Source organism: Specibacter sp. NPDC057265, from assembly GCF_042668835.1.
GTDB lineage: Bacteria > Actinomycetota > Actinomycetes > Actinomycetales > Micrococcaceae > Specibacter.
This window is the reverse complement of record NZ_JBHUYE010000005.1, coordinates 38,283-50,384: the sequence shown is the minus strand read 5'-3', so window position 1 is coordinate 50,384 and position 12,102 is coordinate 38,283. Positions and strand designations below refer to the sequence as shown.

Below are 12,102 nucleotides of genomic sequence, written 5' to 3'. Positions count from 1 at the left end.
CACCGCTGGCGATGCTGTGGAGGAAGCAACCCTGCACCAGGGAAATCACGCGCCCCGATCTGCTCCGGCCGGGACGGGCCGCAGGCCTCAGAGCAGTTGCAGCTTGAATCCTGCATGAGACTGGATAAAGCCCAACCGCCGGTAAAAACGGTGTGCCTCGGGCCTTGCGGCATCACTGCTCAACTGCACCAAGGCAACTCCCCTGCGCCCGCCCTCCTGAACAGCCCAGGCAATCATGGCCGAACCCAAACCCTGTCCGCGCAGCCGCTCATGAACACGGACAGCTTCGATTTGAAGCCGGGTGGCACCCCGCCGGGCCAGTCCGGGCAAAAACGTCAGCTGCATGGTGGCTGCAACAAACCCGGCCCCGTCAACCACCACACACAATAAATGCGCGGTGTCACCATCCACTGCCCGAAATGCGTCCAGATAGGGCCCGCGGTCCTCCGGTGCCACAGACTCCGCGGCCGCGCGCAGGGGATCATTGGCCAGCAGCTCCACCATGGCAGGAACATCCGCCTCGGTGGCCCGCCGCAGTTGAAATTCCCCGTTTGCGAGCGCAAAAGTTTCCAGCATCAACGAATGGACCTTCCCAGAAAGTAGCTTCCTTCACCATAACCCTCCGGCTGGCCTCCACCCGCCCAGGCCCTGCAAGCAACCCGGAACGCCGGGCAATGGATTCATGGAACACTTTCACCATGAGCAAATTGATTGCCCTTCTTGCCCTGCTCGTTGCACTGGCGTGGGCCGTCACGGCAACAGCGTCCTGGATCACCGCCAAAAAAGCCCCCCGCGCGCTGGGACGGGGCACGGCACTGCCTGCCGTGGGCCTTGCAGAACAGAACCGCTCCTTCCGTGGGGCGCAATTGCGAACTTTTGTTGCTGCCGTCTTCACGCTGGCCCTATTTGCCACCATTTTCCGTTTTTCAGTGGCTGTCGCGGGCCAGGCAGCCCTGACGGCGGTCCTCACCGCGCAATTGTCCAGCAGCGCCGGCCTGCTGCTGTTCTCCACGCTGCCGGCAAGGAAAGTGGCAAGCGGACCAGCCACGGCCGGCAGCCCCAAGGAAAGCCCCGGCTGGACCGCCAAGCGGTCCCTGCCGCTGACGCTGGCAATACTGCTGGCCGGCGCCGCATTCGTCACAGCCGCCGGCACCACGGCGCCGGGGTACCTGCCGTGGCAGAACGGCATCCCGGCATTGCTGGCCACCGCCGCGCTCGCCGGCTCGGCTTTGTTGGCAGCACGCCGGATTGCCACAACACACTGCCTGTCCGATCCGCGCATGGCTGCGCTGGATCAAAGGTGGCGCCAGCTTGCGCTGCGGAACCTGGCCGCTTTCACCAACGGCATGGCCCTGGCCGGTCTTGGCGCCACGGCGCTGCTTGCACGCCTGACCATGGGGGACGCGGCTGCGGGCTCCGCAGGCGCGTGGATAACAGCCGCTGCGGTGGCAGGTGCGGCACTGGCCGTTGCCGGCGTCGTACTATTGGCAGTTGCCATCCAGGGAACACTGACGCTGCCTGCCCGCATGCGCGGGGAAACCCCGCAGCGGGTGAGCGCATAAACTAAAGCCATCATGTCTTTGACTATTAGCTACCCTGCCGCGCTGCCCGTTTCCGAGCGCCGCGAGGACATTATGGCTGCCATTGCCGCCAACCAGGTCACCATCATTGCCGGTGAAACCGGGTCCGGAAAGACCACCCAGATCCCCAAGATGTGTGTGGAGCTGGGCCTGGCAGAGAAGGGCCTCATTGGCCACACGCAGCCGCGCCGTTTGGCCGCGCGCACCGTCGCCGAGCGCATTGCCAGCGAACTTGGCGTGGAAATTGGCCAGGAGGTGGGCTTCCAGGTCCGTTTCACCGGCCATGTGGGCCCGCAAACCAAGATCAAGCTCATGACCGACGGCATCCTGCTCGCCGAGATCCAGCGCGACCGGCTCCTGCGCAAATATTCGGTCATCATCATTGACGAGGCGCATGAGCGCTCCCTGAACATTGACTTCATCCTGGGCTATCTACGCCAGATCCTGCCCAAGCGTCCGGATTTGAAGGTGGTCATCACCTCGGCCACCATCGATCCCGAACGCTTCGCCAGCCACTTCGCCTCCGAAGACGGCCCCGCCCCCATCATTGAAGTTTCCGGCCGCACCTTCCCCGTGGAGATCCGCTACCGCCCCCTGAGCAGCCCGGCAGCGGACGACGACGATGCCAAGGTGGGCACCGACCGGCGCCTTGACGGCGGGAACAGTGAGGAGGACCGGGATCCTTTGGATGCCGTCTGCGACGCCGTGGACGAACTGGCCAAGGAGGCACCCGGGGACATTTTGATCTTCTTCTCCGGCGAACGTGAAATCCGCGACGCCGCCGATGCCCTGGCCGGGCGGGTCAAAAGCAATCCGCGGCTGCGGGACGTGCAGATCCTGCCCCTGTTTGCCCGGCTGTCCCTGGCCGAACAGCATGCGGTGTTCAGCCCCGGCAGCCGGAAGCGGATTGTGCTGGCCACCAATGTGGCGGAGACCTCCCTGACGGTGCCGGGCATCAAGTACGTCATTGACACGGGCACCGCGCGCATTTCCCGCTACTCGCACAGGACCAAGGTCCAGCGCCTGCCCATTGAAAGGGTCTCCCAGGCCTCGGCCAACCAGCGCTCCGGGCGGTGTGGACGCGTCTCCGACGGCATCTGCATCCGGTTGTACGCCGAGGAGGACTACAACTCCCGCAGTGAGTTCACGGATCCGGAAATCCTGCGCACCAACCTGGCTGCCGTGATTTTGCAGATGACTGCCATGGGCGTGGCCAAGGGACCCAAGGATGTGGAGAAGTTCCCGTTCGTGCAGCCACCGGATTCCCGGGCCATCACCGACGGCGTGACCCTGCTGCGCGAGCTGGGTGCGCTGAGCGCCCAGGGCGGCATCACCGGCGTCGGCCGCCAGCTCTCCCAGCTGCCGGTGGATCCGCGGCTGGGACGGATGATCGTGGAGGCCGCCAAGCGCGGCGTGGCCGCGGAGGTCATGGTGCTGGCCGCTGCCCTGACCATCCAGGACCCGCGCGAGCGTCCCACGGACAAGCAGCAGCTCGCGGCGGAGAAGCACAAGCGCTTTGCGGATGAGCATTCGGACTTCACCGGCTTTTTGAACCTATGGCGGTACATCAAGGACAAGCAGGCGGAGCTCTCCTCCAGCGCCTTCCGCCGGCTGTGCAAGGCCGAGTTCATCAACTACCTGCGCGTGCGCGAGTGGCAGGACCTGTTCACCCAGCTCAAGCAAATGGGCAGGTCGCTGGATATCAAGGTCTCCGGCAACGACATTGACCCGGTGGGCAATCACGACGCCATCCACATGTCCCTGCTGACGGGGCTGCTGAGCCACATTGGCCTCTACGACGCGCGCAAACGGGAGTATGCCGGCGCCCGCGGCACCAGGTTCGCCGTTTTCCCGGGCTCGGCCCTGTTCAAGAAGTCACCGGACTGGGTCATGGCCGCCGAGCTGGTGGAAACTTCGCGGCTGTGGGCGCGGGTGGCCGCCAAGTTTGATCCCCTGTGGGCGGAGCAGGTGGCACCGGAATTGGTCAAGCGCAGCTACAGCGAGCCGCACTGGTCCAAGAAGATGGGCTCGGTCATGGCCCATGAAAAGGTCACCCTCTATGGCGTGCCCATTGTGCCGGACCGCCGCATCCACTACGGGCGCATAGACCCCGAACTGAGCCGTGAGCTGTTCATCCGTCATGCCCTGGTGGAAGGCGACTGGCATAGCAACCACAAGTTCTTCCACCGCAACCAGGCCGTGCTGGCCGAGGTGGAGGAGCTGGAGACGCGCATGCGTCGCCGCGACCTGCGCGTGGACGACGAGACCCTCTTTGAGTTCTATGACCAGCGGGTGGGCGCCGAGGTGGTGTCCGAGCGGCATTTTGACAAGTGGTGGAAGGACGCCCGGCACAAAAACCCCGCCCTGTTGGACTTTGACACGCACGTGGTCATGGCCGAGGAGGCCGGGCTGGACCAGGACGCCTTCCCCAAGCTCTGGACCCAGGGCGAGTTTGAGTTGCCGCTGAGCTACGAGTTCCATCCCACCGCGCCGGGTTCCGCGCCCAACCCGTCCGACGGCGTCACGGTGCAGGTGCCGCTGTTGTTCCTGAACCAGTTGTCCGAGGCGCCTTTCAGGTGGCAGATCCCCGGGCTGCGCGCCGAGCTGGTGACGGCGCTGATCAAGTCGCTGCCCAAGGCCATCCGGAAGAACTTCATTCCGGCCCCCGATGTGGCCCGGCAGGCGGCACAGGCGCTCGCGGCCGACTTCGACCCGGCAGTGGATGAACTGGAGCCCTCGCTGGAACTGGCGCTGCGCCGCATCAAGGGCCACATCATTCCGCCCGGTTCCTGGAACTGGGCTGCCGTGCCCACGCACCTGCGCATGACCTTCTCCGTGGTGGATAAAAATGGCCGCGTCCTGGAGGAGGGCCAGGACCTGGCGGCTCTGCAGGCACAGCTGGCGGGGGCCACCCGCCGCGCCATTGCCGAGTCCCTCGGCGCCACCCCGCAAAGCGTCAAGGCCGCACGGGGATCAGGTCCTGCCGGTCCCCAGGCTCCCGGCCGGGCGCCGCACAGCGGCGGGACGGCCGGACCGGCAGCTCCCGGCGGCGGCATTGCCGAACGCTCCGGGCTGACTGAGTGGAGCATTGGCACCCTGCCGCGCGAGGTGAAGCGCCTGGTGGGCGGCCACACCGTCACGGGTTATCCGGCACTGGTGGATGAAGGGGCCACTGCCGGGGTCCGGGTGTTCCAGCGCCAGGATGCCCAGGAGGGCGCCATGCGCCGCGGCGTCATCCGGCTGCTGGCCCTGCGGGTGCCCTCACCTGACCGCTACGTTTTGGACCACTTGAGCAACACTGAAAAGCTCACCTTCAGCCAAAACCCGCACGGCAGCGTCACCGAACTCATTGCCGACTGCACGCTGGCCACCATTGACAAGCTCACCCCCGCCCAGCTGCCCTGGGACAGGGCCGGCTTTGACACCCTGTACGAGATGGTGCGGGCCGAACTGATCGACACCGTCTTTACAGTCACCGCCATTGTGGAAAAGGTCCTGGCCGCGAACATGCGCATCCGCCGGGCCCTGGCCCAAAGCACCAGCCTGCCCCTGATCAGCGCCCTCAATGACATCTCACAGCAGCTGGAACTGCTGGTCCACCCTGGTTTTGTGGCGAAGACCGGCTTTGCGCAGCTGAGCCAACTGCCGCGTTATTTGGCCGCCATTGAAAAGCGGTTGGAAAAACTGCCCGCCAATGTGGCCCGCGACGCCCAGTCCATGGCAGTGGTCCAGCGGCTGGAGGATGACTACGACGACGCCGTGGCGGCGCTGCTGCCCGGCCAACGTTCCGCCGCGGGACTTCAGCACGTGCGCTGGATGATTGAGGAACTGCGCGTGAGCTTGTTCGCCGTGGAGCTTGGCACGGCGTACCCGGTGTCCGAGAAACGCATCAAGGTGGCCTTGGCCAAGGCCCTGGCCTAACTGGACCGGCGGCGGCGCCGGGAACCGCCGCCGGAACCGAACTTAGTCCTGCGGGACGAACTGGCCGTGTCCAGCCCTTCGCAGGGCGGCCCTGAGCCGGCGCGCATTGTCATCAAGCACGTCCGGTTCCGGGTGGTTGTCCACGGCGTCAAAACTGAAGTTTCCCAGGCCAAAGGCCGGGAACACGTGAATGTGCAGGTGTTCGACCTCAAAGCCGGCGAGCATCACCCCGGCCCGGGGTGCACCAAAGGCCTCCAGCTGGGCCTGTCCAATGCTTTGGGCCACAGTGGCCAGCTTCGCCAGCAGTTCCGGCGGGGCGTCGGTCCACTTGTCCACCTCCAGCCGGGGCACCACCAAAACATGGCCGTCAGTGATGGGCCCAATGGTCAAAAAGGATACGCACTCCTCGTCCTTCCACACGAACCGGCCCGGGATTTCACCGGCAATGATTTTGCTGAACAAGGTGCTCAAGAACTACTCCTGTCAAAGGTTTAAAGCGTGGAGACGTCAAGGACAAAGCGGTACTTCACGTCCCCTGCCACCATGCGGTCATAGGCGGCGTCCAAATCGGAGGCCGCCACCAGTTCAATGTCCGAGGCAATGCCGTGCTCGGCACAAAAGTCCAGCATTTCCTGGGTTTCGGCAATGCCGCCAATGAGCGAGCCGCCATAGGCCAGGCGCTTGCCAATCATCAGCCCGGGCTGGATGGGCGGCATGGCCTCGGCGGGCAGACCCAACTGGATCAGGGCGCCGTCCCGGGCCAGGGTGGCCAGGTACGGGTTGAGGTCGTGGACGGCGGCCACCGTGTCCAGGATCGCATTGAGGGAGTTCGCGGCCCCCGCCATGGCCTCCGCGTCAGTGGACACCACCACGTGGTCGGCACCCAACGCCAGGGCGGCGTCGGCCTTGGCGGCGGAGGTGGTGAACACCGTGACGGTGGCACCAAGGCCCTTGGCGATCTTCACGCCCATGTGGCCCAGCCCGCCCAGGCCAATGACGCCCACAGCGTCGCCTTCCTGGACGTCGAGGTAGCGCAGCGGCGAATACGTGGTGACGCCGGCGCACAACAGCGGTGCGGCCGCGGCCAGGTTCATGCCCTCGGGAATGTGCAGCACGTAGTTCTCATCCACCACAATGGCCTTGGCGTAGCCGCCCTGGGTGATGGTGTCCCCATTGCGCCGGTCCACGGCCCCGTAGGTGCCGGTGTTGCCCATTTCGCAGTACTGCTCAAAGCCTTCCAGGCAGGAACCGCATTCGCGGCACGAGTCCACCATGCAGCCCACACCCACCACCTGGCCCACCGTAAAGCCCTGAACCGCCTTGCCCACACGACTGACGGTGCCCACAATTTCATGCCCGGGAACCAGCGGGTAGCTCACCTGGCCCCATTCGGCGCGGATGGTATGCACATCGGAGTGGCAGAGCCCGCAAAATTCAATGGCGATTTCCACATCGTGCGCGCCGGGCTCGCGGCGTTCAACGGTGCTGGGCACCAGGCCCGAGGTGGGTGAGGTGGCTGCGTATGCTTTTACTTCGGTCATGAATCCACACTAGCGCCGTTCCGGCGGCAGCGTGCGGCAGCCGGCGGCAGCGTGCCTAGACTGGAACAATGGAGCCAAGCCACGCAAACCCCGCCGACCATCTTGCCACCGCAGCCCAGCGGGCCTGGACCAAGGCAGCCATTGCCAAGGTCCAGGCGGAAAACAACCGCTCGGCGGATACGCACCTGCATAAAATCGAGCTCCCGGCCCACTGGGGAGTGGATTTATACGTCAAGGACGAATCTTCCCACCGCACCGGCAGCCTCAAGCACCGGCTGGCCCGTTCCCTGTTCCTTTTTGCCCTGGTGAACGGCTGGATCAACCACGGCACCACTGTGGTGGAGGCGAGTTCAGGCAGCACGGCGGTGTCGGAGGCGTATTTTGCCCAGCTGTTGGGCCTAGACTTTGTGGCCGTCATGACGCGTTCGACCAGCCCGGAGAAGATTGCCCTGATTGAGCAGTTTGGCGGGCGCTGCCACTTTGTGGACCACGCGCCGGAGGTGTACCAGGCCGCCGCCACCCTGGCTGCACAGGACAACTGGCACTACATGGACCAATTCACCTACGCCGAGCGGGCCACCGACTGGCGGGGAAACAACAACATTGCCGAATCAATCTTCAGCCAGCTGGCCCACGAACGCTTCCCGGAGCCGCGCTGGGTGGTGGTGGGTGCCGGCACCGGGGGCACCTCGGCCACCATTGGCAGGTACCTGCGCTACCACGCCCATGCCACGGCTCTGGCGGTGGTGGATCCGGAAGGCTCGGCGTTTTACCCGGCCTGGAAAAATTCCGACATGCAGTGGGTCACGGGACGCTCCTCCCGCATTGAGGGCATTGGCCGGCCACGCGTGGAACCCAGTTTCATCCCGGGGGTCATTGACGCCATGGTTGAAGTTCCCGACGCCGCCTCCGTGGCAGCCATGATCCACTTTGAGCAGCTGAGCGGCCTCCACGCCGGCCCGTCCACGGGCACCAACCTGTGGGGCGTGTGGCAGTTGGTGGCGCGCATGGTGGCCGCCGGTGAGCGCGGCAGCATTGTCACGCTCATGTGCGACGGCGGTGAAAGGTACGCGGGCAGCTACAACAACAGCGAATGGCTGGCGGCCAAGGGCCTGGATCCTGCGGCACAGCTGCGGACCCTTGCCGACTTCTTCGCCACGGGCAGCTGGGACGCCGGCGGCCGCTCCTAAAGTTCCACCGTCCGGCCCGGCGCCAAGTGTTCAAACACCACGCCGTGCTGGGCTCCGATGCGGGCAATGTGGGACTCGGTGAACTCCAGGCCCTGCTCATTGAGCAGGCCGTCGTGGATCTGGAAGGCCCGTGGAGCCCGCACCGAGACCACAAAATCCACCACCTCCGCCACCTTCGACCACGGTGCCTGCACGGGCACCAGCAAGGTGTGCACCGCAACGCCATGGGGAACAATGAGCGAATCCCCCGGGTGATACACCGCGCCGTCGGCGTCCTCAATCAAGTAGCCCACATTGGGGACCACAGGGACCGAGGCGTGGATAAGTGCGTGTTGGCCGCCAAAGCACCGGACGGAAAAGCCGGCAGCTTCGAAGCCGGTGCCGGGCGCCGTGTCGTGGATGCGTTCGGCCTGCCCGGGAGCCTGGCCGCGCAGTTCCGCCGCCACCTTGTGGGGGGCATGAATGGTCAGCGCCGGCGACGCGGAGAGGGCCTGGACGAGGGCGTCGGCGTCGAAATGGTCGGCGTGTTCATGGGTGATCAACACGGCGTCGGCACCGGTGAGCGCCTGCGCCGATTCGGACAACACGCCCGGGTCAAGGACCAGGGTCCTGCCGTCGCGTTCAAGCCGGACACAGGAATGGGTGAATTTTGTCAGCAGCATGGGCCCAGCCTATTGCCGCAGCCGCTTCTTGGCCATGGCCACCGCTGGGGATGCAGGCGGGTGCGCTAGGCTGGTCCATTGGAATACTCTGCAGGAGGGAAGGTAGTGGACATGGCGGATGCGCCTGTCAGTCAGCAGCGGGTCACCAAACAGCGCCTTGCCATCAGCGCCGCGCTGGACACCCTGGATGACTTTGTCAGCACCCAGGAGCTGCACCGCCTGCTGCATGCGCAGGGCACCAGGGTCTCCCTGGCCACCACATACCGGATCCTGGCCTCCCTCGCCGAGGAAGGACTGGTGGACACCCTGCGCAATGGTGAGGGCGAAGCCGTCTACCGCCGGTGCTCGGCCACCAACCACCACCACCACCTGCTGTGCCGCGAGTGCGGCAAGACAGTGGAGGTGCAGGCCCCGGCCGTGGAGAGCTGGGCGGCCAAGATTGCCCAGGCCAACGGCTTTACCCAGGTCCAGCACACGGTGGAGATTTACGGCCTCTGCCCGGAATGCTCAGCCCGCGCCTAGCTGCGCTGCCACCGCAGTGCCGGGCCGCGCGGCCCAGCCGCGGCGCCGCCGCCACGATCCCGCCACCCGGGCCAGCACATAAATGGTGAAGGACAGGGTGGTCACGTAGGGGCTGATGGGGATGCTGCCGCCCAAAGCCAGCATGATCCCGCCCACGGTGGAAATCATGGCGAAGGCCACGCTCAGCGCAACCACCATCCGGGGTGCCGCCGTGACCTGCAGCGCCGCGGCCGCAGGGGTGATGAGCAGGGCCAGCACCAGCAGCGCACCCACCACCTGGATGGAAAGCGCCACGGCGATCCCCAGCAAAAACATGAAGGCCAGCGACAGCGTCCGCACCGGAACGCCGCGCGCGGTGGCAATGTCCGGATCCACGCTGGCAAAGGTCAGCGGCCGCCAAATCAAGGCCAGCCCCGCCACCACCACCAGCGCCGTGCCGGCCAAAACAGAGAGCTGGGTGGAATCCACTGAAACAATCTGCCCCGTCAACAAGCCAAACTTGTTCGCCGAGCGCCCCTCGTAAAGCGAGAGGAACAGGATCCCCAGCCCCAGCCCAAAGGGCATGATGACGCCAATGACGGAGTTTTTCTCCCTGGCCCGCACACCCATGGCGCCCAGCAGCAGGGCCGCCAGCACCGAACCGACCAGGGACCCGAAGATCACGTCGGCGCCAATGAGCAGGGCAAAGGCGGCCCCGGCAAAGGACAGCTCGGCGATCCCGTGGACTGCAAAAGCCAAATCCCGCATCATGACAAAGGTGCCGACGAGCCCGCCCACCAGGCCCAGGATGGCCCCGGCAATGAGGGTGTCCCGGAACAGCGGCAGCAGCTGCCCGTAGTTGGAGAAGTCCAGGACGGCACCGAAAATATCCGCCCAGTTCACCGCACACCCCCGCCGTGCAGCAGGGCGTGGCCTTCATCGAAGCTGTGGCCGTCAACCACCGTGTCGGGGCGGCCCACCACCACCATCCTGCCGTTGAGGTGCAGCACCTCGACATCGGTGCCGTAGAGCCTGGAAAGCACCGAGGTTTGCATGACTTCCTCCGGGGTGCCCATGGTGAAACGGCCGCCGGCGAGGTACAGCACCCGGTCCACGTGTTCCAGGATGGGGTTGATCTCATGGGTGACAAAGACCACCGCCGTATTGTTTTCCCTGGCCTGCCGGCCCACCAGGGCACTGACTGCCTTTTGGTGGTTCAAGTCCAGGGACAGCAGCGGCTCATCACAGAGCAGCGCCTGGGGATTGCCGGCAAGGGCCTGGGCCACGCGCAGGCGTTGCTGCTCGCCGCCGGACAGCATGCCCACCGGAATGTGGCCGTAGTCCTCGGCGCCCACCTGGGCCAGGAGTTCATCGACCCGGGCGCGGTGGCTGCGCCCGCGCAGCCGGAAACCCCATTTGTGGCCGTCCAGCCCCAGGCCCACCAGATCACGTGCCCGCAGGGCCAGCTCCGGTGCCAGGGTTTTTTGCTGGGGGACGTAGCCAATGGTGCGGCTGCCGCGTCTGGCGGGGACGCCGTCGAGCATCACCTGCCCGGAGCTCAAGGGGGCCAGGCCCAGCAGCACCTTCAGCAGCGACGTCTTGCCGCTGCCGTTGGCGCCAAGCACGGCCAGAAATTCGCCGGCCTGCACCTGGAGGTTAAGGTCCTGCCAGAGGGTGCGGCTGCCGTATTTCAAGGCGGCGCGCTTGAGGCTGATGACGGGGGTGGTCACTGTCCGGACGCCGCCTGCGGTGCCTGCCCAAGGGCTTGTTCCAGTGCCGTGGTGTTGGCGTCCATCCACTGCACATAGTCATGCCCGTCCGGCATGGTCTCGGCAAAGTCCACCACCGGGACGCCGGCGGCCACGGCTGCGGCCTTGACCTCTTCGGTCTGGGCGCTGCTGGTCTGGGCGTTGTAGGCAAGCACGCCCAGCCCCTCCGAGCGCATGAGTTCCAGGGTCTGTTTGAGCACCGGGGCGGGAACGTCGCTGCCGTCCTCCACCGCCTCCGTAAACTCCTCAGGGGTCTGGTTGCTCAAGCCCGCCGCTTCGAGCAGGTACAGCGGCACCGGCTCGGTCACGGCCGCCGGCTGGTCCCGGTGCAGCTGCGCCAGCGCATCCAGGCGGGACTGCAGTGCTGCCAGCTTTTCCTTAAAGGCAGCGGCCGACGCAGCGAAATCCGCAGCCTGTTCCGGCTGTGCGGCGCTGAAGCGGCCGGCCAGCTCATCAGCCAGTTTGCCCATGGTGGGCAGCGAGTACCAGAGGTGCTCGTTGAACTCCTCCCCCGCCCCGGAGTCCGCCTCCAGGCCGGAGAGCTCACTGACATTGATGACGTTGGCGTCATCCACCTGGCCCTTGGCCAGCTGGCCGAAGAAATCGTCATAACCGCCACCGTTTTCAATGCCCAAATCGGCTTTGGACACCGCCAGCTTGTCCTGGGCATTGGCCTCATAGCCGTGGGGATCGGCACCAGATTGGGAAATGATCGAGTGCACGGACACGTGGCTGCCGCCCACCTGCTGGGCAATGGAGCCGTAAACATTGGTCGCCGCCACCACGGAGATGGTGTCCGGGGCGCCGGCACCGCCCTCGGCCGCCGTACCGCCCGGGGCACAGGCGGAGAGCGTCAACGCGGCAGCTGCGGCTGCCGCCAGGGGAAAAGAGATCCGGCGCGGAAAAAGCATGCGGTTCCTTAGAAGGTTGCTAATGAG

The 12,102-nt window shown here is 65.7% G+C and carries 11 protein-coding genes; 4 read left to right on the top strand and 7 right to left on the bottom strand.

Annotation, left to right across the window (positions count from 1 at the left end):
* Positions 1-87 precede the first annotated feature (87 nt).
* The gene (locus ACFUCV_RS05400; protein WP_380812946.1) at positions 88-576 is read right to left on the bottom strand and encodes a GNAT family N-acetyltransferase; all 489 of its coding nucleotides are present in this window, start codon (positions 574-576) and stop codon (positions 88-90) included.
* A 122-nt stretch (positions 577-698) separates the two neighbouring features.
* Between ACFUCV_RS05400 and ACFUCV_RS05395 the strand changes: the two genes are divergently transcribed.
* Both ACFUCV_RS05395 and hrpA read left to right on the top strand, forming a co-directional pair.
* Positions 699-1,562 carry a hypothetical protein gene (locus ACFUCV_RS05395; RefSeq protein ID WP_380812943.1) on the top strand — a complete coding sequence of 288 codons (864 nt, stop codon included), beginning with the start codon at positions 699-701 and terminating at the stop codon, positions 1,560-1,562.
* A gap of 12 nt (positions 1,563-1,574) precedes the next feature.
* Positions 1,575-5,501, top strand: a complete 3,927-nt coding sequence (gene hrpA, locus ACFUCV_RS05390; RefSeq protein ID WP_380812940.1) for an ATP-dependent RNA helicase HrpA — start codon at positions 1,575-1,577, stop codon at positions 5,499-5,501.
* 42 nt (positions 5,502-5,543) lie between these two features.
* On the opposite strand, the gene ACFUCV_RS05385 is transcribed toward hrpA, so the two are convergent.
* Positions 5,544-5,972: an HIT family protein gene (locus ACFUCV_RS05385; protein WP_380812937.1), complete on the bottom strand. Its 429-nt coding sequence runs from the start codon at positions 5,970-5,972 to the stop codon at positions 5,544-5,546.
* A gap of 20 nt (positions 5,973-5,992) precedes the next feature.
* Entirely contained in the window at positions 5,993-7,042 is a 1,050-nt protein-coding gene (locus tag ACFUCV_RS05380; protein ID WP_380812934.1) for an NAD(P)-dependent alcohol dehydrogenase, read from the bottom strand.
* Positions 7,043-7,110: 68 nt separating this feature from the next.
* On the opposite strand from ACFUCV_RS05380, the gene ACFUCV_RS05375 reads away from it, so the two are divergent.
* Complete coding sequence (locus tag ACFUCV_RS05375) at positions 7,111-8,232, top strand: PLP-dependent cysteine synthase family protein (protein ID WP_380812931.1); 1,122 nt, start codon at positions 7,111-7,113, stop codon at positions 8,230-8,232.
* Here the strand turns inward: ACFUCV_RS05375 and ACFUCV_RS05370 are convergent.
* On the bottom strand, positions 8,229-8,894 hold the full coding sequence (locus ACFUCV_RS05370; RefSeq protein ID WP_380812924.1) for an MBL fold metallo-hydrolase: 666 nt from the start codon (positions 8,892-8,894) through the stop codon (positions 8,229-8,231). The two genes, ACFUCV_RS05375 and ACFUCV_RS05370, sit on opposite strands and share 4 nt — an antisense overlap.
* 111 nt (positions 8,895-9,005) lie before the next feature.
* Here ACFUCV_RS05370 and ACFUCV_RS05365 point away from each other — a divergent pair, with 111 nt between their 5' ends.
* On the top strand, positions 9,006-9,416 hold the full coding sequence (locus ACFUCV_RS05365) for a Fur family transcriptional regulator (protein ID WP_380812921.1): 411 nt from the start codon (positions 9,006-9,008) through the stop codon (positions 9,414-9,416).
* Here ACFUCV_RS05365 and ACFUCV_RS05360 read toward each other — a convergent pair.
* The 3 genes from ACFUCV_RS05360 to ACFUCV_RS05350 are packed head-to-tail and all read right to left on the bottom strand — an operon-like array spanning position 9,402 to position 12,075.
* Positions 9,402-10,298: a metal ABC transporter permease gene (locus ACFUCV_RS05360; protein WP_380812918.1), complete on the bottom strand. Its 897-nt coding sequence runs from the start codon at positions 10,296-10,298 to the stop codon at positions 9,402-9,404. The genes ACFUCV_RS05365 and ACFUCV_RS05360 overlap by 15 nt on opposite strands.
* Positions 10,295-11,125: a metal ABC transporter ATP-binding protein gene (locus ACFUCV_RS05355; protein ID WP_380812916.1), complete on the bottom strand. Its 831-nt coding sequence runs from the start codon at positions 11,123-11,125 to the stop codon at positions 10,295-10,297. Before ACFUCV_RS05355 ends, ACFUCV_RS05360 begins: the two co-directional genes overlap by 4 nt.
* Positions 11,122-12,075, bottom strand: coding sequence for a metal ABC transporter solute-binding protein, Zn/Mn family (locus ACFUCV_RS05350; protein WP_380812913.1), 954 nt, complete (start codon positions 12,073-12,075; stop codon positions 11,122-11,124). Before ACFUCV_RS05350 ends, ACFUCV_RS05355 begins: the two co-directional genes overlap by 4 nt.
* Positions 12,076-12,102: the final 27 nt, after the last annotated feature.